Here is a 23579-nt window from a genome sequence, read left to right on the forward strand (position 1 = left end):
AGGCGCGGATCAGGCGGCCACGCCCGCGCCGGCGGCCTGCTGGTCGGCGTGGTAGGACGAGCGCACCATCGGGCCCGAAGCGACGTGGCTGAAGCCCAGCTCGTAGCCATAGACCTCCAGGGCTTTGTAGTCCTCCGGCGTCCAGTAGCGCAGCACCGGGTGGTGGTGCGGGGTGGGCTGCAGGTACTGGCCGATGGTGATCATGTCCACCTCGTGCGCACGCAGGTCGCGCATGGTGGCCTGGATCTGCTCGAAGGTCTCGCCCAGGCCGAGCATGATGCCGGACTTGGTCGGGATCTCCGGGTGCTGGGCCTTGAACTGCTTGAGCAGGGTCAGCGACCACTGGTAGTCCGCGCCCGGACGGACGTTGCGGTACAGGTCTGGCACGGTCTCGATGTTGTGGTTGAACACGTCCGGCGGATTGGTCGCCAGGATCTCCAGCGCGCGCTCCATGCGGCCCTTGCCGCGAAAGTCGGGCGTCAGGATCTCGATGCGGGTACCCGGCGACTTCTCGCGGATCGCGCCGATGCAGTCGACGAAATGCTGGGCACCGCCGTCGCGCAGGTCGTCGCGGTCCACGCTGGTGACCACGACGTACTTCAGGCCCATGTCGGCCACGGTGTTGCCCAGGCTGGCCGGCTCGTTGGCATCGGGCGGCTTGGGCCGGCCGTGGGCCACGTCGCAGAACGAGCAGCGGCGGGTGCAGACCTCGCCCAGGATCATGAAGGTCGCCGTGCCATGGCCGAAGCACTCATGGATGTTCGGGCAGCTGGCTTCCTCGCAGACGGTGACCAGGCGGTTCTCGCGCAGCTTGGCCTTGAGGTTGGCCACGGCGTTGCCCGAGGGGATGCGCACGCGGATCCAGGAGGGCTTGCGCAGCACCGGCGCGTCGGCGAACTGCACCGGCGAGCGGCCGATCTTGTCGCCGCCCAGCTGCTTGGCGCCGGTCTCCAGCGAGGCGGCGGCGGTGGGCGCAGTGACGACCTGCAACGGGATCTGGCGGGGAGCGGGCGTGTCCATGGCGTCATTCTATCGCCTGGGCCCCGCCCCCGCCGCCGCGCGCGTCCCGCCCCACGGAACGCAGCAATGCGATGCGGGAGTCGGGAGCCGAGAGGTGGTGGAAGGTGGGAGCCGCCATGGCGGCGATGAGGCTCCACCGACGATGCCCATCGCCGCCGTCGCCCAAAAGCCGCAAAGGCAGCGCTCTCCCTCGGGGACTGTTCTCCCGGTCAAGAATCTCGGCCTGTGGGCGTTTCGACTTCGGAGGGGCAGCGGTCCAGCGGGCGGTGGCCCGCTGCCTCGCGCGTCAGGTAACAGGACTTCGGTTTAAGCCCCCTCCCTTGCGCGAAGCGCAGGGGAGGGATGGGGAGGGGTCGGGGCTTTACCGGGCAAGCCACAGAAGCAAGAGCAAAAGCACCCCTCCCCGGCCCTCCCCTTCGCCTGCGGCGAAAGGGAGGGGGCAAGGCGCTGCTCGATGCCTTCGAATCGAAAGAAATCCCGATCCATGGGCCTAGGAGCCTCGACCCGGTCGGGCGCGGCGGAGAGCGGGCCAGGGATGGCCTGCGGCGGCGAGTCCGCCATGGAGGGCGGACCGAGTCGAGGAGCCGCGCCCGGCCGGGTCGAGGCTGCTCGCCGAAGTCAGCTTCCCCGACCACGCGACCCAAAAAACAGGCAATAAAAAGCCCGAAACAGCTTGCGCCAGTTCCGGGCCTGCTCCCTCCCCCACGTCGGGATGCGGGTCAATCCTGCGCCCCCCGCGAGGACATTGCACGCTGCAGTGCAAAACGAACGCCTGCTGCAAGCTGAACCTCAATCCAGGTAGCCCGGCTGGGCCTCGTACCAGCGCTTGGCGCCCAGCAAGTGGAAAGTATGGGCGCCGTTGCGCAGCTCCACCGCCGCGCCCAGCACGCCCCAGCGCGCGTAGAGATCGCCCTGCGCCTTGTCGCGGCCCTGCAGGCGGAAGCGCCCGACCAGGTCGAAGCGGTCGTTGCGCGCGTCGATATCGTCCAGCACCAGGTCGTGCTGGCGCCAGCGCACGCGCGTGGACGCCCGAACCGTGCCGGCATCGACCAGCTTGACCATCCAGCCCGGGTAATCGCGATCCTGCGAGAACAGGTCCAGCAGGAAGCCCACGTCCTTCATCTGCGTGGACACCGTGCCCTGCACCGCCAGTCGCTCGTCTGCCACGTCCATCTGCGCGCGCGGCAGCGACACGTTGGCCCACCAGCCGCTGCGGCTCAGCCCGGCGTGGGCGAAGCTGATGTTCTTCAGCGCGACCGTGCTGCCATCGACGGCGAACCGCTGGCGCTGCAGGTCGGCGCGCTTGAGCCGCAGGTCCACGTCCACATCGCCGCGCATCGCCAGCCCCGCCGCCCGCACCTGGGCCGCGCGCGCGGCGATGCGCACCTGGCCGTTGCCCGCCTGGCCGGCCGCATCCAGCGCCAGCTGCCCGGTCAGTGTGCCCGAGCCGCCGTCGAAGCGCAGATGGTCATTGGGCAGGAAGCGGTTGTACGCCCGCAGGTCCGGCACCTGCGCATTGGTGAAGGTCGCCTGCGCCTTGAGCGACTCGCGCGCCTTGGCCAGGTCGGCGTCGCTGTCGGTATGGAGCTTGAGGTCCTTGCCGCGGATGTAGGGCCGCTTGAGCTGGTCGATCGCGGCGACGCTGTAGTCGGTCAGCGCCACGTCCACGCGCGAGCGCGGCCGCCCGCCCTCGCCAGCTTCCAGCCGCGCCTTGGCGCTGCCGGTGCCGGTCACGCGCTGGGCCACCACGTCGGCCTGCGCCTGCACGTGCGGGATCTCCAGGTGGCTGCCCACGGCCAGCACGCCGTGGTCCAGCGTGACATCGCCCTGCACCCGCCCGGCGCCGTCCAGCGACAGCCAGGGCACGTTGACGAACAGCGAGGTGACCCACTTGAGCGAACTGAACTGCCATTGCCCGGCCAGCCGCCCGGACGTGCGCGGCAGCAACGTGCGCGGCTGCTCGAACGGGACCTGCGTGCCATCGGCGCGCAGGTCCGCGTCGAGCGCCAGCACGCCGTCGGTCTGCGGCGGCATGTTGGCCTTCAGATGCAGATCGCGGTCGACCGAGAGCTGGGCGGTGAGCGTGCTGCGATGCACCTGCCCGTGCACATCGGTGATCACCACCGGCATGCGCCAGGACAGCACGCCGCCCGGCGCCAGTTCGGCCTGCACCAGCTTCAGCGCTCCCTGCACGCGGCCCTGGCCGGGCTGCAGGGTCAGTTCGAGCTTGCCCGCATCGCTCTGCCGGGCCGCCAGCGCCGGCGTGCCGCCGGCCACGTCGAGCGCGATGCGCATGCGCCGCAGCTTCTGGATGCCCTTGGCCTGGGCGCGCGTGGTCGGGGTCATCGCGAACTCGCTGCCCAGCGTGGCGTCCTCCAGCAGCGCGACCTGGCCATAGCCCAGGCGCAGATGTTCGAAGTGCGCGGTGGAGGGCAGCAGCTCGGCCGGGCCGCCGCGCAGGCGCTTGGTGAAGCCCACCTTGGCCTTGCCCTGCCCCTCCAGCGTCAAGGGCCCGAGCGTGCCGCCGCGCACGCTGTCGCTGGTGATGGCCGGGAAGTTGAGCAGCCAGCCCCCCGGGCGCACCGGCGGCGGCGGGATCTCCTGCGCCACGCTGACGATCTGCCCGGTCACCTCGGTGGCGCGCACGCGCGGCACATAGACTTCCTTGTGCACCAGGTTGAGCAGCGAGATGTGCCCGGCCACGCGATCGGCCTGCATGGTCCACACCACGCGCCCGACATGGCCGCGCAGCGACACCTTCCACAGCACGATCTCGCCCGGCCACCAGGTCAGCGCCGGGCCCCAGTGCATGGCGAACTTCTCCGGCTTGCGGTTGACGCTCCACGGCCCCAGCGGCGTGTTGAGGTAGAGGTTACCGGCGACCAGATAGGCCGCGTAGCAGCCCAGTAGCAGCCAGGCCAGGCGCCGCATCCAGCGGCGCAGGGGGGATGGACGGCGCTGGGCCGTCGCGGCGTCGGAAGCGTTCATCGGGCCAAGCATGCCCGACGCGTGTGTTCAGGACGTATGCGCGGCCGGCGGCGACCGCCGGGCCGCGCGCGCGGTCATGCGGCCTGCGCGATCCGACGGGCGCGACGCGCCCGCACGCCGGCGGCCAGGCGCTCGAGCACGGCCACCGAATCGTCCCAGCCGATGCAGCCGTCGGTGATGCTCTGGCCATAGGTCAGCGGCTGACCCTCGATCAGGTCCTGGCGGCCGCCCACCAGGTGGCTTTCCACCATGACCCCGACGATGCGCTCCTCGCCGGCCGCCAGCTGGGCCACCAGATCCTCGACGACCTTGGGCTGGTTCTCCGGTTTCTTGCCGCTGTTGGCGTGGCTGGCATCGATCATCAGGCGCGGCGCCAGGCCGTTGTGCGCCAGCACCTCGCTGGCGGCCTGCACGCTGGCCGCATCAAAGTTGGGCACCTTGCCGCCGCGCAGGATCACGTGGCAGTCCGGGTTGCCGGTGGTCGAGGCGATCGCCGACTGGCCGTGCTTGGTCACGGCCAGGAAATGATGCGGATGCGAGGCCGCGCCGACCGCGTCCACCGCGATCTTCACATCGCCGCTGGTGCCGTTCTTGAAGCCCACCGGGCAGGACAGGCCGCTGGCCATCTCGCGGTGGATCTGGCTCTCGGTGGTGCGCGCGCCGATCGCGCCCCAGGCCACCAGGTCGGAGATGTACTGCGGCGAGATCACGTCCAGGTACTCGCAGCCGGCCGGCAGGCCGAGCAGGTTGATCTCGCGCAGCAGGCTGCGCGCGGTGGCCAGGCCCTCGTTGATGCGGAAGCTGCCGTCCAGCCGCGGGTCGTTGATCAGGCCCTTCCAGCCCACCGTGGTGCGCGGCTTCTCGAAGTACACGCGCATGATGATTTCCAGTTCGCCGCCCAGCGCATCGCGCAGCGGGCGCAGCCGGCGCGCGTAGTCCATCGCCGCGGCCGGGTCGTGGATCGAGCAGGGGCCGATCACCACCGCCAGACGGTCGTCGCGGCCGTGCAGGATCTCGTGCAGCGCCGCGCGCGCGGCGGCGACGGTGTCGGAGGCGACGTCATCGCAGGGAAACTCCGTCATCAGCTCGGCCGGGGTATGCAGGGGCTCGATCTTGCGGATGCGCAGGTCGGAAGTGAGCGGGGCCATCTTGAAGTCTCGTGTCGTCGGATCGGTGGGGTACGTGGACCGCCGGGCTGGCAACAAAAAAGCCGCCAGGGTTGCTGGCGGCTTTCGGGATGCGTCTGAAGGGTTTCTTCAGGGTGAACGCGCTCCTTCCTCCGCCTGTGGCTTCGGAAACCAAAAGTAATAGCGGGCGCGGTGTGCGTTCATGGGCAGCATTGATACCACGGCTTTTGCGTCGGCGCGACTGTTTCATCGGCAACTCAGGCAATGCACGATCGGGCCGATCCTTCGCCGCATGATTCAATGCCGCCCATGCCCGCCCCGCCCCGACTGGAAGACCTGCGCCGCTACGCGGTCGCGCGCAGCCTGTTCACCCCGACCACGCTGGCCGGCGCGATCGCGAAGCTGGGCTTCGTCCAGGCCGATCCGATCCGCGCCCCGGCACGCGCGCAGGACCTGATCCTGCGCCATCGGGTCAAGGACTATCGCGCCGGGGACCTGGAGCGCCGCTACGCGCGGCTGCAGGTGGAAGAGGACTTCCTGGTCAACTACGGCTTCCTGCCGCGTCCCCTGCTGGCACTGCTGCATCCGCGCCAGGTCAAGGCCGCCTGGGACGCGCAGACCCGGCGACGGGCCAACGCGGTGTTGGCCTTCGTGCGCGCGCATGGCGCGGTGCATCCGCGCCAGGTCGAGCAGCACTTCGCCCATGGCCGCGTGCGCAACTACTGGGGCGGCTCGAGCAATGCCACCACCCAGCTGCTCGACGGCCTGCATTACCGCGGCCTGCTGCGGGTCAAGCGGCGCGACAGCGGCACGCGGGTCTACGAGGCCGTGGCGCATGCGCCGGCGGACGACGCGCCGGCCGCCCGCGCCGAACGCGCCGCGGCGCTGCTCGACCTGGTGGTGCGCAAGTACGCGCCGCTGCCTGCCGCCAGCCTGGGCTACCTGGCGCGCCTGCTCGGCAGTGGCGCGCCGCATCTGAGCGACGAACTGCGCGATGCCCTGCGCCTGGCGCGCGAGCGCCTGGCCCAGGTGCGCATCGACGGCACCGACTGGTACTGGCCCGCCGACGAACATCCGCGAGCGCGCCGTTACCGCTTCGACGAGCAGCTACGCCTGCTGGCGCCCTTCGACCCCATCGTCTGGGACCGGCGCCGCTTCAGCCTGTTCTGGGACTGGACCTACAAGTTCGAGGCCTACACCCCCGCGGCCCGGCGCCAGTTCGGCTACTACGCCTTGCCGATGCTCTGGCGCGGGCAGGTGATCGGCTGGGCGAACCTGACCTGGCGCGAGGGCCAGCTGGAGGCCGCGACCGGCTATGCGGCGGGCGCGGCGCCCAGCGAGGCGGCCTTCGGCCAGGCGCTGGATGAGGAGCTAGCACGCATGCGCCAGTTCCTCGCACCGCGCTGAGGTCGCCAAGGGACGGGCGCAGCGCGGTCGACGCCGGAAACGAAAAGACCCCGCCTCGCGGCGGGGTCCTTGTCGTACGACAGCAGCGGTGAGGCTGCGCGGCGGACTTAGAAGTCCATGCCGCCCATGCCACCCATGCCACCGCCCGGCGGCATCGCCGGCTCTTCCTTCTTCGGCGACTCGGCCACCATGGCTTCGGTGGTGATCATCAGGCCGGCGATGGACGCGGCGTTCTGCAGCGCGGTGCGGGTCACCTTGGTCGGATCCAGGATGCCGAACTCGACCATGTCGCCGAACTCGCCGTTGGCGGCGTTGTAGCCGAAGTTGCCCGAACCGTCCTTGACCTTGTTGACGATCACCGAGGGCTCTTCACCGGCGTTGGTGACGATCTCGCGCAGCGGGGCTTCCATGGCGCGCAGGGCGATCTGGATGCCGTGGTTCTGGTCTTCGTTGATGCCCTTGATCTCGCCGATGTTGGCCTTGGCGCGGATCAGCGCGACGCCGCCGCCCGGGACCACGCCTTCTTCCACCGCAGCGCGCGTGGCGTGCAGGGCGTCTTCGACGCGGGCCTTCTTTTCCTTCATCTCGATCTCGGTGGAGGCACCGACCTTGATCACGGCCACGCCGCCGGCCAGCTTGGCCACGCGTTCCTGCAGCTTCTCGCGGTCGTAGTCCGAGGAGGTCTCCTCGATCTGCGCCTTGATCTGCTTGATGCGCGACTCGATGCCCGCGGTATCGCCGGCGCCGTCGATGATGGTGGTGTTCTCCTTGGAGACCTGCACCTTCTTGGCGCGGCCCAGATCCTTGATCGTGGCCTTTTCCAGCGACAGGCCCACTTCCTCGGAGATCACGGTGCCGCCGGTCAGCACGGCCATGTCTTCCAGCATCGCCTTGCGACGGTCGCCGAAGCCCGGCGCCTTGACGGCCACGACCTTGACGATGCCACGGATGGTGTTGACCACCAGGGTCGCCAGGGCCTCGCCCTCGACTTCCTCGGCCACGATCAGCAGCGGCTTGCCGGCCTTGGCCACGCCCTCGAGGACGGGCAGCAGGTCACGCACGTTGGAGATCTTCTTGTCGTGCAGCAGGATGAACGGGTCGTCCAGGTCGGCCGACTGGCTCTGCTGGTTGTTGATGAAGTACGGCGAGAGGTAGCCGCGGTCGAACTGCATGCCCTCGACCACGTCCAGCTCGTTCTCCAGGCCCGAGCCTTCCTCGACGGTGATCACGCCTTCCTTGCCGACCTTCTTCATCGCCTCGGCGATGATGTTGCCGATCGACTCGTCCGAGTTGGCCGAGATCGTGCCGACCTGGGCGATGGCCTTGTCGTCGGCGGTGGGCTTGGAGATGTTCTTCAGCTCGGCGACGGCGACGGTCACGGCCTTGTCGATGCCGCGCTTGAGGTCCATCGGGTTCATGCCGGCGGCGACGGCCTTCATGCCTTCGCGGATGAAGGCCTGGGCCAGCACGGTAGCGGTGGTGGTGCCGTCACCGGCGTTGTCGGAGGTCTTGGAAGCGACTTCCTTGACCATCTGCGCGCCCATGTTCTCGAACTTGTCGGCCAGTTCGATCTCCTTGGCGACGGACACGCCGTCCTTGGTGATCGTCGGGGCGCCGTAGCTCTTCTCCAGCACGACGTTGCGGCCCTTCGGGCCCAGGGTGGCCTTGACGGCATTGGCGAGCACGTTCACGCCGCGCACCATGCGCGAGCGGGCGTCTTCACCGAAACGAATGTCCTTGGCAGCCATTGCGTATTACCTCGATTGTTCTTGGATGATGGGAATGAGAGAAAGCGGACGTCGCGCCGGCCTTAGCCGATGGTCGCGAAGATGTCGTCTTCCTTCACCACCAGGTACTCGGTGCCGTCCAGCTTCACTTCCGTGCCGCTGTACTTGCCGAACAGGACCTTGTCGCCGACCTTGACCTGCGGGGCGCGCACCGAACCGTTGTCCAGGATCTTGCCGGCGCCGACGGCGACGACCTCACCCTTGATCGGCTTCTCGGTGGCCGAGTCGGGGATCACGATGCCGCCCGCGGACAGCTTTTCTTCTTCCATACGCTTGATGACCACGCGGTCGAACAGCGGCTTGATGTTGCTCATGTCAATCCTCTTAAGTGATTGATTGGACTAGGAAAGGGCCGGCGATGTTAGCACTCGTCCATGACGAGTGCCAGCACACCGGGAACGCCAAGACCCAGCGCCAGGACGGCTCGGGGGGCTGACAGGGCAGATGGGGCGCTCGGGCAGGCCTTTCAAGGCGGCCGGCGAGAATTTCTTGCGGAGGCGCCTGCGGCAGACGGGGCGATTCGGCGCCGCCAAAAAAAGAAGCGCACGCATGTGCGGCATGCGTGCGCTTCATAGGGAATGGTTGTGGAATCCGATTCCGTCGCGCCTTGACGTGCGCCAACTCCCCCCGCCGACGTCCTGTCAGTGCCAGCGTCCTGCCGGCAGGCATAGAGATACCAATGCGGTTGGGCGAAGCCAAGCCTGTAGCCGACCTAAACGCAGGAAAACTAGTGAGCACAAGGCGCGCAATCCCGCCGAAACCCTTTGTTAGCCCGCTATGGAAAACTTTTGGTTACCAAAAGCGCACCACGTATGCCTATTTTTGGTCACTACGTTAGTATCACTATCCTTTTCCATTCCGATCCGTGGAACGTTTGGCTATGGTCACAAAAGTTTCTGGATGGCGATCGCCACGGAGAGGTTTGATGGATGCACCCGAGCGAGTCCGCATGGCGCGGCGCCTTGCCGGTCTCTCGCAAAGTCAGTTGGCAGAATCCGTCGGGGTGCAGCGCAGCGCCGTGAGCCATTGGGAGTCCCCCAAGGGCAAGAGTCCCAGTGTCTCGCACCTGCGTGAAGTAGCGCTGGCGACGGGCACGCAGTTCGAGTGGTTGGCCACCGGCCGCGGCGCGATGACGCTCTCGCGCGAGGTGGAACTGGATTCGATCGCCACCGCCGAGGCCATTCTGGTCGAGGACCCGCTGGAGTTCCGCCTGGTGCGCGCCTTTCGCGAGGCGCCGCTGAAGGCGCGCCTGTCGTTGCTGGAAGTGATGGAAACCCTGGCCCTGCAGCGCACCGGACGCCCCCGCACCCGCGGTCCCGGCCGCCCGGGCGGCGACGCGCGCGGCGGCTGAGCGATCCGGCCCGGCCCGCGGCCCGCGGCGCGCGGGCGGCGATCGACCTCAGGCCTGGTGCCGGGAAGGCCCAGACACCGGATCGGCGGCAAGCCCATGCCCCTTGCAACACAGTGGCGCCGCCTGCGGGACCAGCCGCTCCGCTAAGCTTGGCCGCATGTCGCTGATCTCCCGTCTGGCCCGTCCGCTGGCCCTGCTGGCCCTGCTCGTCCCCACCCTGCCGGCCACGGCGGCCGACCCGTCCGAGCTGCTGCCGGTCGACCAGGCCTTCGTGCTGGGCGCCCAGGGCAAGCCGGACGGCATCGCCCTGCACTGGAAAATCGCAGACGGCTATTACCTGTACCGGCAGCGGATCTCGGTGGAGGCGCAGGGCGGCGGGTTCACGGCCGGCGCGCTGCAGCTGCCGGATGGGGACAAGCATGTCGACGAGTTCTTCGGGCCGGTGGAGACCTACCGCAAGCAGCTCGATGCGCTCTCTGCCTGGCCAGGCCACGACCGCTGGCCAGGTCACGCTGAAGGTGCGCTACCAGGGCTGCGCCGATGCCGGGCTGTGCTATCCGCCGCAGACCCGCACGCTGCAGGTGGCGGTTCCGGCGGCCGCCGCGTCCGGCGCCGGCACCGGACTGGGCCTGCCGCTCGGCGGCGCCGCGGCCGGGGGATCGACGCTGCTGGGCACGCAGGCCGCCGTGCCGGGCGCCACCGATGCGGCGCCCCTGCCAGAGGCGCAGGCCTTCGCCTTCGAGGCCATCGCCGACGGCGGCAATCAGCTGCTGCTGCGCTTCACTCCGGCCAAGGGCTATTACCTGTACCGCGACCGCACCCAGCTGGCGCTGCACGGCGCCGAGGGGCTGTCGCTGGGCGCGCCGCGCTGGCCGCCGGGCAAGGCCCATCGCGACGAGCACTTCGGCGAGGTCACGGTGTACTTCGACCAGGTCGAGGTGCCGGTGCCGGTGATCCGCGACCGCGCCGACGCGGCCAAGGCCACGCTGGAGGTCACCTTCCAGGGCTGCCAGACCGATGGCATCTGCTATCCGCCGATGACCCGCCAGGTCGCGCTGACGCTGCCGGCCGGCACGGTGACGCCGCCCGAGGCGCGCGCCGTCGCGCTGGCCGCGCCGGTGGCGCTGGAAGCCGGCACCGCTGCCCCGGCGGCGACGCCGCCGCCGGCTCCGGCCGAGGTGCCGCGTTCGACCCCGCCGCCGGAGGCGCTGGCGCGCGCCGACCAGGGCGCCGGCGGCGCGTCGGGCTGGGCGCTGGCCCTGGTCGCGGCCTTGCTGGGCGGGCTGATCCTCAACGTGATGCCGTGCGTGCTGCCGGTGCTCTCGCTCAAGGCCTTGTCCCTGGCCGAGAGCGGACGCGGCCGGGCGCGGGCCGGCGCCCTGGCCTATACCGCCGGCGTGCTGCTCAGCTTCCTGCTGGTCGGCGGCGTCGCGCTGGCCCTGCGCGCCACCGGGCAGGCGCTGGGCTGGGGCTTCCAGCTGCAGCAGCCGCTGGTCACCGGCGCGCTGGCCTATCTGATGTTCGCCGTGGGCCTGAGCCTGTCGGGCGTGTTCGCCGTCGGCTACGGGCTGGCCGGTGTCGGCCGCGGGCTGACCGAGCGCGGCGGGCTGTCCGGCGATTTCTTCACCGGCGTGCTGGCGGTGGTGGTGGCCAGCCCGTGCACGGCGCCGTTCATGGGCTCGGCGCTGACCTTCGCCTTCGCCGCGCCCGTGCCGGTCGCGCTGGCGGTGTTCGCGCTGCTGGGCCTGGGCCTGGCACTGCCGTTCCTGCTGATCGGGCTGGTGCCGGCGCTGGCCGCGCGGCTGCCGCGCCCGGGCGCGTGGATGGACACGCTCAAGCAGGTGCTGGCCTTCCCGATGTATCTGACCGCGGTGTGGATGCTGTGGGTGCTGGGCAAGCAGCGCGGCATCGACGCGGTCGGCCTGGCCCTGGTCGGCCTGGTGGTGCTGGCGCTGGGGCTGTGGGCGTTCCAGCGCGTGCGCTTCCAGACCGCGCCGCTGCGGCGCGGCCTGGCGGTGGTGGTGCTGATCGCCTCGCTGGTGCCGCTGGTGCTGCTGCACCGGCTGCCGGCCGCGAGCACGCCCGCGGCCACCGCGGCGGCTGACGGGATCGAGCCCTATTCGCCGCAGCGCCTGGACGCGCTGCGCAAACAGGGCCAGGTGGTCTTCGTCGACATGACCGCCGACTGGTGCGTGACCTGCAAGGCCAACGAGAAGGCCGTGCTGTCGGGGGATGACTTCAAGCAGGCGATGCAGTCGGCCGGCGCGGTGCTGATGCGCGGCGACTGGACCAATGTCGATCCGCAGATCACCGCCTTCCTGCAGGCGCACAAGGCGGTGGGCGTGCCGCTGTACGTGGTGTTCCCGAAGAGCGGCGGCGAGGGCGAGGTGCTGCCCACCGTGCTGACCACGCCGATGGTGCGCGACGCCCTGCAGCGGGCCTCGGCACGGTGAGCGCCCGGGTGGTGCTGGTGGCCGTGGCCGCCGGCGTGCTCGGCGTCGCCGCCGGGTGGTGGTGGCAGGGCGCCGGTTTACGGCGCCCTGCCACCGAAGCACCTTCCCCTGCTCCCGCCACGCCCACGGTGCCGATGGCCGCGGTCGGCGAGGCGATGCCCGCCCTCGTCCTGCCCGACCCGCACGGCAAGTCCGTCGATCTTGCGCAGCTGGCCGGCGGCCGGCCGCTGCTGATCAACGCCTGGGCCAGCTGGTGCGCGCCCTGCGTCAAGGAGATGCCGGAGCTCGACCGCTTCGCCGCGGCCCAGGGCGCGCGCGGCGTGCAGGTGGTCGGCCTGGCGCTGGACAGCGCGCAGAACGTGCAGCAGTTCCTGCAGCGCGTGCCGGTGCGCTATGCGCTGGTGCTGGACACGCCCGGGCCGGCCGATGCCAGCGTCCGGCTGGGCGACCGGGCCGGCGTGCTGCCCTACAGCGTGCTCGTCGGCGCCGATGGCCGCATCCTGCGGCAGAAGGTCGGGCCCTTCGCCGACGGCGAGATCGAGCGCTGGATCGGCGCTGCGGCGCCGGCCGCCGCGCAAATTCAAACGCGCGATTAAATCGCCGCAAAGTTCGGCGAACTGGACAGCATTGCCAGCTTCCTCCAGACTGCCGCCTCCTCGCGGAGCGCGCCATGGCCGACCAGCAGCATCGATCCCTTCGCCGCGCAGCCTGGCCCCGCGTCTGCACGCCGGCGGCCACGGCCGCACCAGCGCGCGCCTGCCGCGCCTGATCCGCGCCCCCGGCCCATCCGCCGGGCCCGCCACCTCCTCCTTATCGCGTTCAACCACCGAGGCCTTTCATGGACCTGCGCAAGATCAAGAAACTCATCGACCTGCTGGAAGAATCCAATCTCGCCGAAATCGAGATCAAGGAAGGCGAGGAGTCCGTCCGACTGGCCCGCGTGCCCAAGGGCGGCTACGCCGCACCCGCCGCCGCGCCGGTGAGCTATGCCGCCGCGCCCGCGCCGGCCGAGGCCAAGGCCATGCCGATGAGCTCGCCCACCGAGGCCTCCACCGGCGGTGCGGCCAAGCCCGCCAGCGGCCTGCCCGAGGGCCACGTGCTGCGCTCGCCGATGGTCGGCACCTTCTACACCTCCCCGGCCCCGGACAAGCCGGCCTTCGTCACCGTCGGCCAGCAGGTCAAGGCCGGCGAGACGCTGGCCATCATCGAGGCGATGAAGATGTTCAACCCGATCGAGGCCGACCAGTCCGGCACCATCGTCGCGGTCATGTGCGAGAGCGGCCAGCCGGTGGAGTTCGATCAGCCGCTGTTTGTGATTGGCTAAAAGACAGGGATTGGGGATTCGTGATTCGGGATTCGCAGCCGCGACCGCACGAGCGCCTGGACGTCTGGCGCGACGCGATGACGTTGGTCGAATCGATCTACCGGATCACGGAGCACTTTCCCGACGCCGAGCGTTACGGACTCACCTCGCAAATGCGCAGAGCCGCCGTCAGCGTTCCTTCCAACATCGCCGAAGGCGCGGCGCGCCGCTCCACGGCCGAATACCTGCGCTTCCTGTCGATGGCCCGCGGTTCGCTCTCGGAACTGGATACCCAAGCCCAACTCGCCGCGCGACTCGGCTTCTGCGATGCGGACGCGTCACTGGCCGCGCTGCTCGACCGCGTCTTTTCCCGACTCAATGCCCTGATCCGTTCGCTGGACACCGCGCGCGCAACGCGCGAGGACGTCGCGGCTTACGAATCCCCAATCCCGAATCCCGAATCCCATGCTCGATAAAGTCGTCATCGCCAACCGTGGCGAGATCGCGCTGCGCATCCTGCGCGCGTGCCAAACCCTGGGCATCCGCACGGTCGCGGTCCACTCCACCGTCGATCGCAACCTCAAGCATGTGGCCATGGCCGACGAGTCGGTGTGCATCGGCCCGGCGCCCTCGGCCGAGAGCTACCTCAACATCCCGCGCCTGATCGCCGCGGCCGAGGTCACCGACGCCCAGGCCATCCATCCCGGCTACGGCTTCCTGTCGGAGAACGCCGACTTCGCCGAGCGCGTGGAGGAGTCCGGCTTCATCTTCATCGGCCCCAAGGCCGACACCATCCGCCTGATGGGCGACAAGGTCGAGGCCATCCGCGCGATGAAGTCCGCCGGCGTGCCCTGCGTGCCCGGCTCGGGCGGCCCGCTCGGCGATGACATCGTGACCAACACCAAGATCGCCCGCGAGATCGGCTATCCGGTGATCATCAAGGCGGCCGGCGGTGGCGGCGGGCGCGGCATGCGCGTGGTGCACGCCGAGGGCGCGCTGAAGTCCTCCATCGAGACCACCAAGGCCGAGGCCAAGGCGGCCTTCGGCAACGGCGAGGTCTACATGGAGAAGTACCTGGAGAATCCGCGCCACGTGGAGATCCAGGTGCTGGCCGACGGCCAGGGCAACGCCATCCACTTGGGCGAGCGCGACTGCTCGATGCAGCGCCGCCACCAGAAGGTGGTCGAGGAAGCCCCGGCGCCGGGCATCACCCCGGCGCTGCGCGATGAGATCGGCAAGGTCTGCGTGGATGCGTGCATCCGCATCGGCTATCGCGGCGCGGGCACGTTCGAGTTCCTGTTCGAGGACGGGCGCTTCTACTTCATCGAGATGAACACCCGCATCCAGGTCGAGCATCCGGTCACCGAGATGGTCACCGGCATCGACCTGGTGTGCGAGCAGCTCAAGATCGCCGCCGGCCAGAAGCTGTCGATCAAGCAGAGCGACATCGTGTTGAACGGCCACGCCATCGAGTGCCGCATCAACGCCGAGGACCCGGAGACCTTCATGCCGCATCCGGGCCTGATCCAGCACTTCCATCCGCCGGGCGGCCCAGGCGTGCGCGTGGACACGCACATCTACGAGGGCTATCGCGTGCCGCCGAACTACGACTCGATGATCGGCAAGCTGATCGTGCACGGCCCCGACCGCGAGACGGCCATCGCGCGCATGCGCGTGGCGCTGAGCGAGACGGTGGTCGAAGGCATCCGCACCAACATCCCGCTGCAGCAGCGGATCATGCGCGACAAGGGCTTCCAGGCCGGCGGCCAGAACATCCACTACCTGGAAAAGCGCCTGGCCGAGCGCAAGACCAAGGCGATCTCGCTGACCTGATCGGTCAGCGCGTCGCCAAATAAGTCCTTCGCTGCGGTCCGGCAGAGCGGACTTCGCCAACCAGCCATCGACGGATGGAGCAGGGCTTTTTTCAGCCGGACGCCATTAGACAAGCGCTCTGCCCCCTCCCTTTCGCCGCAGGCGAAGGGGAGGGCCGGGGTGGGGTGCTTTTGCTCTTGCTTCGGTGGCTTGCCCGGTAAAGCCCCAACCCTCCCCATCCCTCCCCTGCGCTGCGCGCAAGGGAGGGGGCCTCAAGTCGATATCTTCCCGTCACTGATCGCGCTGTGCGCGAGGAAGGGTTCGAGCGCCCCCGCAAACCGAAGCCCTATGAACCAACGCGTGCAGCAGCGGGCCGGCGGGCGGGGGCCGCGCCTAGCGAGGCAGGAGCCGAGCGCCCGAATCAGGGCAGGATGCCCTGATTGAGGGATCAGCGGCCCCCGCCCGCCGGACCGCTGCCCTTCCGAAGCCAGCCCCCCCAACGCCCAGATCCATCGCTTGGGAGAAGATCCACAAAAAAGGCCGGCATTGCGCCGGCCTTTTCATTTCCCGCCACTCCCGCAGAAGGTGCGGCGCCAAAGACCTTCAGTGCTTGACCGGCGCCGGCTGCGCGGTCCCCGGCAGCGGCTCGGTGCCGAGCGCCGAGCTGGGACTGACCACCATCACTGTCTCGGTCGACCCGTCCGGCCAGACGATCTGGAAGGTCGAACCCGGCTGCAGCGAAGAGAACGGCATCCCGCTCTGCGCCCGGTAGAGCGCGGCGATCTCGGCCGCACCGGCGCGGCGCGTATCGCGTTCGGAGGTCACCGACGTCAGCTGGATCTTGGACAGGCCGCGGTAGCGCTCCTCGGCCGTGTCGAGGATCACGATCCCGACCGCACCGACGGTATAGGCCACGAACAGCACGGCCCAACCCCAGGTGCGCACGCCTTTCAGAAAACGCCGCTGCTTCATCTTGCTTCTCCTTGCCTGGTCGACTGCACCAGACGATTGACCATCGTGTCGATCGTGTCGGCGCCCTGGCGCGGCACGGCCGCGTCCATCACGAACGCCGGGAAATCCTGATTGGCATCGCGCGAGCAGATGCCGCCGTTGGCGCAATAGCGCGTCATCAGCGCGCTGCGCGGCCCGCACGCCAGCCCCAGCTTGCAGGCGGCCAGCTGCCAGGCCAGCTCGGCGAAGGACGTGCCGGCCACCATGTCCTGATAGGTGTCATCGCCGCTGGCCGCCGCGCCCAGCGCACCGGACAGTGCCAGATAGGCCTGCGGATCGCCCGCATCCAGCACACGCTGGACCAGCGCGCGCTTGTACGCCGCCGAAGGCTCCAGCGGCTGGCCCAAGGCCAGCAGCGAGGCCTCGGCCGCCAGCTGCCCGCCGCGCGCGGCCTGCCGGCGCGCCGCGACGATGCGATCGCGGCTGACGCCATCGGCCGGCGAATAGCCGCTGCAGCGCGAACCCATCCGCGCGCGCGCCTGCGCCATCGCCGCGCCGGCCTGACCGGCCAGGCCGGCGATGGCGCGGGTATCGGCGTCGAAGGCCTGCGGATCCTGCGCATAGCCGGCGCAGTACTCGTCGACCTGGCTGGCGACCCAGCGCGCCTGCACGTCGCCGGCGTCGGCCGCGACCTGCAGACGCTGGCGGTAGTCGTGCAGGTCCGGGACCTGTTCGAACGCGGCGGACAGATCGGCCGGCAGGCCGTGCAGCGGAATCGACGTCCCGCGCCGGGCCTGCTCCAGCGTCGACAGCGCCACGACCGGCAGGCTGTGCAGCGGCGCCTGCGTACCGGCATCGGCCTCCAGCGCCGCATGCCGCGCACCGCGCGTGGCGGTCATCGCCCATGCCAGCGCCGCCGCCAGGGCCAGCCCGGCAGCGCAACGCATTGCAGTGCTGCGAAACACCAGATGCCTCATCGTCGAGACGACACGCGCGGGAAGCCAGGAAAGAGGCGTGACCGCCACCGGCGCAGGGCGCGGCGGGTCACGGCGGCCGGCAGTCTAGCCCATGCCCGGCGCCGGGTCCTCGCCCAGGCGCGGCAGAGCGGACCTGCGTCCCTGTTCTGGGCCTGTCCGAGGGCAATGGTCTAGCATGCCCGGCCCCCTTGCCCGCCTGGCCACGCCCATGCCGTTTCTCGAACTCTCCGTCCCCTGCAGCGAGGCCCGCCAGCCCCGCTACGAGACCGCGCTGGAGGACCTGGGCGCGCTCGCCGTGACCCTGGTCGATGCCGACGCCGAGACCAGCAACGAGCGCGCGATCCTGGAACCGGGCGTGGGCCAGACGCCGCTGTGGGAGGCGCTGGTGCTGACCGCGCTGTTCCCCGAGGAGACCGACGCACTGGCCCTGCTGGCGGCGCTGGAGGCCTTCGATCCGGGGCTGGACTGGACTCAGGCGAGCTTCCGCATCGTCGCCGACCAGGACTGGGAACGCGCGTGGCTGGACCAGTTCCAGCCGATGGCCTTCGGCGCGCGCACCTGGATCGTGCCGTGGAACCATGATCTGCCCGAGGCCGCCCAGGCCGCCGACGCGGCCGTGGTCCGGCTGGATCCGGGGCTGGCCTTCGGCTCGGGCACGCACCCGACCACCGCGCTGTGCCTGCAGTGGCTGGACACGCTGGCCGGCGAAGGGCGGCTGCAGGGCCAGACCGTGCTCGACTTCGGCTGCGGCTCGGGGATCCTGGCGCTGGCCGCGCTGAAGCTGGGCGCCGAAGGCGCGGTGGGCGTGGACAACGACCCGCAGGCGCTGATCGCCACCCACGACAACGCCGAGCGCAACGCGGTGCAGGCGCGGCTGCAGGTGTTCCTGCCGGCCGACGAGCCGGTGCGCACCTATCCGGTGGTGGTGGCCAACATCCTGGCCTCGGCGCTGGATGCGCTGGCCGATACGCTGGCCGCGCGCGTGGCACCGGGCGGACGCCTTGCCATGAGCGGCATCCTGCACGGCCAGGAGGAGGAACTGCTGCAGCGCTACGCGCCGTGGTTCACCGAGCTGCGCGCCACCCGGATGGAGGACTGGATGCGCATCGACGGCGCGCGCCGCACCGAGGCCGCGCCGGCCTGAACATGCTTGAATAAGGCGATGAGCGCCTGCCCGCACTGCCATCTGCCGCTGCCGACCGAGCCGGGCAGCGGCGCGTGGCCGGCGCACTGCCCGCGCTGCGGCCAGGCGCTGGGCGAGGCGCCCGCGCGCGCGGCCAGCATCGCCAGCCTGCTGCGCGCGCCGCCGCAGGGCGAGGTGGGCCACTTCACCCGGCCCGCGCCGTCTTCCGACCCGCCCGCCGCACCAGCCGTGCCCGCTGCCGAAGCGCCGCGCGCCGTTCCCGAACACCTTCCCACAGAACCTCCGGCGGCCGCGCAGGCCGCTGTCGTGCAAGACCCTTCGATGATCGATCCCGACTCCCGCGATTCCACCACGACCGAAGCGCCGACCGCCGACACGCCGCAGGCCGCTCCCAGCTTCCTGCGCACTGCGGCGCCGGTGGCGCGGCCTCCGGTGCCGGGCTGGCAGTGGACGCTGCTGGCCGCGCTGGGCGCGCTGCTGGCGCTGCAGCTGCTGGTGGCCGATCGCGCGCGCCTGGCCCAGGACGCGGCCTGGCGCCCGACCCTGGAGCGGCTGTGCGGCGCGCTGCGCTGCACGCTGCCGGCGTGGCAGCAGCCGCGCGACTACACCATGCTGACCCGCGACGTGCAGCCGATGGCCGATGCCGCCGGCATGCTGCGTGTGCGCGCCACCTTCCGCAACGATGCGCCGTGGCCGCAGCCGTGGCCGGCGATCGTCCTGTCGCTGTCCGATGCCGACGGTCGGGTGACCGGCGCGCGCGCGCTGCTGCCCAGCGATTACCTCGAGCCTGGCCTGCGCGGGACAACGCTGGCCCCGGGCCAGAGCGGCCAGATGACCGTACCGGTGCGTGAACCGGACGGCGGCGCGGTCGCCTTCGCCTTCGAATTTCGCTGAACACGCGAAGAAGCGACGCAGCGCGCGTGCGCCCGCCGCGGCCACGCGCTAGACTCGCTCCCCCGCCGCGCTCCGCCTCGCGTGTCGAACGCCGGCCGGGTTCATTTCGATGCGACAAACATCCGGGGATGCCTTGAACGCCACGACCCGCCAGGACTCCAGTCGTGGCACGCCAAAGTCGCCGTTGCGCGAACACGTTGCCCAGTCGGTGCGCCGCTACCTGCGCGACCTCAACGGCTGCGAGGCCGACGACGTCTACGAGATCGTGCTGCGCGAGATGGAAATCCCGCTGTTTGTCGAAGTGCTCAACCATTGCGAAGGCAACCAGAGCCGCGCCGCGGCCCTGCTGGGCATCCATCGCGCCACGCTGCGCAAGAAGCTCAAGGACTACGGGCTGACCTGAGCGGTCGGTGGCCCATCGACATCCGGCACGGCGCAGCACGCGCACGCTTTCGCTGACGATCCACATCGCGCGCATCCGGACGCGCGCCTGGCGCACCAAGCGATCCACGCTGCGCATGGCGCAACAAGCAACAAACACGTCACACCAGCACTGCGAAGCCGGCCAGAAAGCGAACGGTCGAGCGGATCGCTGACCTGCATCTCTTGCGAACAGGCACCGCGCATACGGCGGAGCCAGCGGTGGCCAGCAACGCGCCATCGCCATAGCAGGAGCGCCTGCCACGACAGGCCGGCGGCATAAACTCTCGCCGAGGCAGTTTCCCGAACCCGATGGGATAGGCAGAGGCATCCGACATGATCGACCACACCAGCATCGCCGTCAGCGACTACGAGAGAAGCAAGGCCTTCTACACCCAGGCGCTCGCGCCCCTGGGCTACCGTCTGCTCATGGAAGTGAGCGCGGAACTGACGGGCAGCCACGACATGGCCGGCTTCGGGGAGCCGCCCAAGACCGACTTCTGGATCAGCAGCGGCGGCCCCAACCGGCCGGCGATCCACATCGCGTTCCGGGCCGCCGACCGCGCGGCGGTCGATGCCTTCCATGCCGCGGCCCTGGCGGCGGGCGGCACCGACAACGGGGTCCCGGGCGTGCGGCCGCACTACCACCCCCACTACTACGGCGCCTTCGTGCGCGACCCGGACGGCCACAGCATCGAAGCGGTCTGCCACTCGGCACCCGCCTGATCACCCGCGCGCTGCGGGGCATGGACCGCGAAGCCACTGCCTGGCAGCGGCGCGAGCCGGGACAGCCCGGCGGCAGCCACGGGCCGCGGGGCTCTACAATATCGCCCCCGCGTCGCTTCCCACTCCTGACCATGTCTTCCGATCTGCTGCCCGTGCGCCGGGCCCTGCTGTCCGTTTCCGACAAGACCGGCCTGCTCGAGCTGGCCCGTGCGCTGGCCGCGCGCGGCATCGAACTGCTGTCCACCGGCGGCACCGCCAAGGCGATCCGCGACGCCGGCCTGCCGGTCAAGGACGTGTCCGAGGTCACCGGCTTCCCCGAGATGATGGACGGCCGGGTCAAGACGCTGCATCCGCTGGTGCATGGCGGCCTGCTGGGCCGCGCCGGCCTCGACGATGCGGTGATGGCGCAGCACGGCATCGCCCCGATCGATCTGCTGGTGCTCAACCTCTATCCGTTCGAGGCCGTCACCGCCAAGGCCGACTGCACGCTGGCCGACGCGGTGGAGAACATCGACATCGGCGGCCCGGCGATGCTGCGCAGCGCGGCCAAGAACTTCGCACGCGTGGCCGTGGCGACCTCGCCGGACCAGTACGCCGAACTGCTGGCCGAGCTGGAGGCCCACGACGGCCAGCTCTCGGCGGCCAAGCGCTTCGCGCTGTCGGTGGCCGCGTTCAACCGCGTGGCGCAATACGACGCGGCGATCAGCAACTACCTGTCCTCGTGCGTGGGCCCTTCCGCGGAGGCCGGCACCGCCGCACGCGGACAGGCCATGGAGGCCGCGCCGGAGCGTTCGCTGTTCTCCGCGCAGGCCAACGGCAACTTCGTCAAGGTGATGGACCTGCGCTACGGCGAGAACCCGCACCAGCGGGCCGCGTTCTATCGCGACCTGTATCCGGCGCCCGGCTCGCTGGCCACCTTCGCCCAGCTGCAGGGCAAGGAGCTGAGCTACAACAACATCGCCGACAGCGACGCGGCCTGGGAATGCGTGCGCCAGTTCGACGCGCCGGCCTGCGTGATCGTCAAGCACGCCAACCCCTGCGGCGTGGCCGTGGGCGCAGGCACCGGCGATGCCTACGAGCTGGCCTACGCCACCGACCCGACCAGCGCCTTCGGCGGCATCATCGCCTTCAACCGCACGCTGGACGCGGCCACGGCCAAGGTGATCCTGGACCGCCAGTTCGTCGAGGTGCTGATCGCGCCGGACTACGAGCAGGGCGCGCTGGACTACGCCACCAAGAAGGCCAACGTGCGCGTGCTGCGCATTCCGCTGGCGCCGCCCTCGCCGCACTTCATCGACACCAAGCGCATCGGCTCTGGCATGTTGATGCAGACCGCCGACGACCGCGTGGTGACCCGCGACGAGCTGAAGGTGGTGACCCAGCTGGCGCCGACCGAGGCGCAGTTCGAGGACCTGCTGTTCGCGTGGAAGGTGGCCAAGTTCGTCAAGTCCAACGCCATCGTTTACGCCAAGGACCACCGCACGATCGGCGTCGGCGCCGGGCAGATGAGCCGGGTGTATTCGGCGCGCATCGCCGGCATCAAGGCGCAGGACGCCGGCCTGGTGGTGGAAGGATCGGTGATGGCCAGCGATGCGTTCTTCCCGTTCCGCGACGGCATCGACGCCGCCGCGCAGGCCGGCATCAAGGCGGTGATCCAGCCCGGCGGCTCGATGCGCGACGGCGAGGTCATCGCCGCGGCCGACGAGCACGGCATCGCGATGGTGTTCACCGGCGTGCGCCATTTCCGGCACTGAGAAGCCGGGATTGGGGATTCGGGATTGGGGATTCGCAACAGCGACGCCCCACCCGGCCCAGCATCCCGCTTCTGCTTCTAACGAATCCCCAATCCCGAATCCCCAATCCCACCCCCAATGAAAATCCTCGTCATCGGCTCCGGCGGCCGCGAACACGCCCTGGCCTGGAAGCTGGCCCAGTCCGCCCGCGTCAGTGAGGTGCTGGTCGCGCCGGGCAATGCCGGCACCGCGACCGAGCGCGGCTGCCGCAACGTGCCGGTCAAGGTCACCGACATCGAAGGGTTGCTCAAGCTCGCCCAGGACGAGGGCGTGGCGCTGACCGTGGTCGGGCCGGAAGTGCCGCTGGTGCTCGGCGTGGTCGATACGTTTCGCGCCGCGGGCCTTCGAATCTTCGGGCCGAGCGCCGCCGCCGCGCAGCTGGAAGGCAGCAAGGCCTTCGCCAAGGACTTCCTCGCCCGCCACGGCATCCCGACCGCGTTCTACCAGGTGCATACCGACGTGGACGCGGCGCTGGCCTATGTGCGCGACAAGGGCGCGCCGATCGTGATCAAGGCCGACGGCCTGGCCGCGGGCAAGGGCGTGATCGTGGCGATGACGCTGGAGGAGGCCGAGGCCGCCGTGCGCGACATGCTCAGCGGCAACGCCTTCGGGCAGGCCGGCGCGCGGGTGGTGATCGAGGAGTTCCTCGACGGCGAGGAGGCCAGCTTCATCTCGATGGTCGACGGGCGCACCGCGCTGCCGATGGCTACCAGCCAGGACCACAAGCGCGTGGGCGACGGCGACACCGGCCCCAACACCGGCGGCATGGGCGCCTACTCGCCCGCGCCGGTGGTGACGCCGCAGGTGCACGAGCGCGTGATGCGCGAGGTGGTCAAGCCGACCGTGGCCGGCATGATCGCCGACGGCGTGCCGTTCACCGGCTTCCTCTATGCCGGGCTGATGATCGATGCCAGCGGCGCGCCGAAGGTGATCGAGTTCAACGTGCGCTTCGGCGACCCGGAGACCCAGCCGGTGATGCTGCGCCTGCAGTCGGACCTGGTGGAGCTGGTCGAGGCCGCCATCGACGGCCGGCTCGACGAGGTCCAGGCGCAGTGGGACCCGCGGCCCTCGCTGGGCGTGGTGATCGCCGCGCGCCCGTACCCGGACACGCCGGTCACCGGCGAGATCATCGAAGGCCTGGACGCCGTGCCGGCCAACGCCAAGGTCTTCCACGCCGGCACCGCGTTGAACGCCGACGGCCGCGTGGTCAGCGCCGGCGGCCGCGTGCTGTGCGTGGCCGCGCTGGGCGAGCGCGTCGCGCAGGCGCAGGCCAACGCCTATGCCGGCGTGGACAGGATCGGCTTCGAGCACGCCTTCCACCGCCGCGACATCGGCTGGCGCGCGATCGCGCGCGAGCAGGACTGAGCGCCGTCGTCTTCAGTGCGACGCGTTGACCGAAACGCGCCCTGCCGGGCGCGTTTCTTTT

19 protein-coding genes and 1 pseudogene are annotated in these 23579 nt (G+C 70.1%); 13 read left to right on the top strand and 7 right to left on the bottom strand.

Annotated features, from left to right (window positions below; translation table 11 throughout):
• Positions 1–9 precede the first annotated feature (9 nt).
• The 3 genes from lipA to QE438_RS11250 all read right to left on the bottom strand — a co-directional run bounded on the left by lipA (position 10) and on the right by QE438_RS11250 (position 5156).
• The gene (gene lipA, locus QE438_RS11240) at positions 10–1020 is read right to left on the bottom strand and encodes a lipoyl synthase (protein WP_130516636.1); all 1011 of its coding nucleotides are present in this window, start codon (positions 1018–1020) and stop codon (positions 10–12) included.
• Positions 1021–1809: 789 nt separating this feature from the next.
• Positions 1810–4008 (bottom strand): hypothetical protein, encoded by a 2199-nt coding sequence (locus tag QE438_RS11245; protein ID WP_306995600.1) that lies wholly within the window; start codon positions 4006–4008, stop codon positions 1810–1812.
• Positions 4009–4082: 74 nt separating this feature from the next.
• Positions 4083–5156, bottom strand: coding sequence for a 3-deoxy-7-phosphoheptulonate synthase (locus QE438_RS11250; RefSeq protein WP_306995598.1), 1074 nt, complete (start codon positions 5154–5156; stop codon positions 4083–4085).
• 288 nt (positions 5157–5444) lie between these two features.
• Between QE438_RS11250 and QE438_RS11255 the strand changes: the two genes are divergently transcribed.
• Positions 5445–6542: a crosslink repair DNA glycosylase YcaQ family protein gene (locus tag QE438_RS11255; protein WP_306995596.1), complete on the top strand. Its 1098-nt coding sequence runs from the start codon at positions 5445–5447 to the stop codon at positions 6540–6542.
• Positions 6543–6649: 107 nt separating this feature from the next.
• On the opposite strand, the gene groL is transcribed toward QE438_RS11255, so the two are convergent.
• Positions 6650–8290: a chaperonin GroEL gene (gene groL, locus QE438_RS11260; RefSeq protein ID WP_306995594.1), complete on the bottom strand. Its 1641-nt coding sequence runs from the start codon at positions 8288–8290 to the stop codon at positions 6650–6652.
• 62 nt (positions 8291–8352) lie between these two features.
• Complete coding sequence (gene groES, locus QE438_RS11265; RefSeq protein WP_130516576.1) at positions 8353–8643, bottom strand: co-chaperone GroES; 291 nt, start codon at positions 8641–8643, stop codon at positions 8353–8355.
• Positions 8644–9254: 611 nt separating this feature from the next.
• Here groES and QE438_RS11270 point away from each other — a divergent pair.
• The 6 genes and pseudogenes from QE438_RS11270 to accC all read left to right on the top strand — a co-directional run bounded on the left by QE438_RS11270 (position 9255) and on the right by accC (position 15269).
• The gene (locus tag QE438_RS11270) at positions 9255–9680 is read left to right on the top strand and encodes a helix-turn-helix transcriptional regulator (protein WP_165403037.1); all 426 of its coding nucleotides are present in this window, start codon (positions 9255–9257) and stop codon (positions 9678–9680) included.
• A gap of 157 nt (positions 9681–9837) precedes the next feature.
• A pseudogene (locus QE438_RS11275) lies at positions 9838–12133 on the top strand (protein-disulfide reductase DsbD).
• Positions 12130–12729, top strand: coding sequence for a TlpA disulfide reductase family protein (locus QE438_RS11280; protein WP_306995587.1), 600 nt, complete (start codon positions 12130–12132; stop codon positions 12727–12729). The pseudogene QE438_RS11275 and the gene QE438_RS11280 overlap by 4 nt, the downstream one beginning before the upstream one ends.
• 242 nt (positions 12730–12971) lie before the next feature.
• Positions 12972–13457, top strand: coding sequence for an acetyl-CoA carboxylase biotin carboxyl carrier protein (gene accB, locus QE438_RS11285; protein ID WP_130516571.1), 486 nt, complete (start codon positions 12972–12974; stop codon positions 13455–13457).
• 20 nt (positions 13458–13477) lie between these two features.
• On the top strand, positions 13478–13912 hold the full coding sequence (locus QE438_RS11290) for a four helix bundle protein (RefSeq protein WP_130524495.1): 435 nt from the start codon (positions 13478–13480) through the stop codon (positions 13910–13912).
• Positions 13902–15269 (top strand): acetyl-CoA carboxylase biotin carboxylase subunit, encoded by a 1368-nt coding sequence (gene accC, locus QE438_RS11295; protein WP_130516567.1) that lies wholly within the window; start codon positions 13902–13904, stop codon positions 15267–15269. The genes QE438_RS11290 and accC overlap by 11 nt, the downstream gene beginning before the upstream one ends.
• 582 nt (positions 15270–15851) lie before the next feature.
• Here the strand turns inward: accC and QE438_RS11300 are convergent.
• Entirely contained in the window at positions 15852–16220 is a 369-nt protein-coding gene (locus QE438_RS11300) for a hypothetical protein (RefSeq protein ID WP_306995584.1), read from the bottom strand.
• Complete coding sequence (locus tag QE438_RS11305; RefSeq protein WP_306995582.1) at positions 16217–17146, bottom strand: hypothetical protein; 930 nt, start codon at positions 17144–17146, stop codon at positions 16217–16219. Before QE438_RS11305 ends, QE438_RS11300 begins: the two co-directional genes overlap by 4 nt.
• Positions 17147–17384: 238 nt before the next feature.
• Here QE438_RS11305 and prmA point away from each other — a divergent pair, with 238 nt between their 5' ends.
• The 6 genes from prmA (at position 17385) to purD (ending at position 23518) form a co-directional block, all read left to right on the top strand.
• Positions 17385–18320, top strand: a complete 936-nt coding sequence (prmA, locus tag QE438_RS11310) for a 50S ribosomal protein L11 methyltransferase (protein WP_306996345.1) — start codon at positions 17385–17387, stop codon at positions 18318–18320.
• A gap of 18 nt (positions 18321–18338) precedes the next feature.
• Positions 18339–19214 carry a DUF3426 domain-containing protein gene (locus tag QE438_RS11315; protein ID WP_306995580.1) on the top strand — a complete coding sequence of 292 codons (876 nt, stop codon included), beginning with the start codon at positions 18339–18341 and terminating at the stop codon, positions 19212–19214.
• 133 nt (positions 19215–19347) lie between these two features.
• On the top strand, positions 19348–19617 hold the full coding sequence (gene fis, locus QE438_RS11320; RefSeq protein ID WP_130516561.1) for a DNA-binding transcriptional regulator Fis: 270 nt from the start codon (positions 19348–19350) through the stop codon (positions 19615–19617).
• A 353-nt stretch (positions 19618–19970) separates the two neighbouring features.
• Positions 19971–20360, top strand: coding sequence for a VOC family protein (locus tag QE438_RS11325; RefSeq protein ID WP_306995578.1), 390 nt, complete (start codon positions 19971–19973; stop codon positions 20358–20360).
• Positions 20361–20491: 131 nt separating this feature from the next.
• Positions 20492–22114: a bifunctional phosphoribosylaminoimidazolecarboxamide formyltransferase/IMP cyclohydrolase gene (gene purH, locus QE438_RS11330; RefSeq protein WP_306995576.1), complete on the top strand. Its 1623-nt coding sequence runs from the start codon at positions 20492–20494 to the stop codon at positions 22112–22114.
• A 117-nt stretch (positions 22115–22231) separates the two neighbouring features.
• A complete protein-coding gene (gene purD / locus QE438_RS11335; protein WP_306995574.1) occupies positions 22232–23518 on the top strand; it encodes a phosphoribosylamine--glycine ligase in 1287 nt (428 codons plus the stop codon).
• The last annotated feature ends 61 nt before the right edge of the window (positions 23519–23579 follow it).

This window comes from Pseudoxanthomonas sp. SORGH_AS_0997, assembly GCF_031453535.1.
Classification (GTDB): domain Bacteria; phylum Pseudomonadota; class Gammaproteobacteria; order Xanthomonadales; family Xanthomonadaceae; genus Pseudoxanthomonas_A; species Pseudoxanthomonas_A winnipegensis.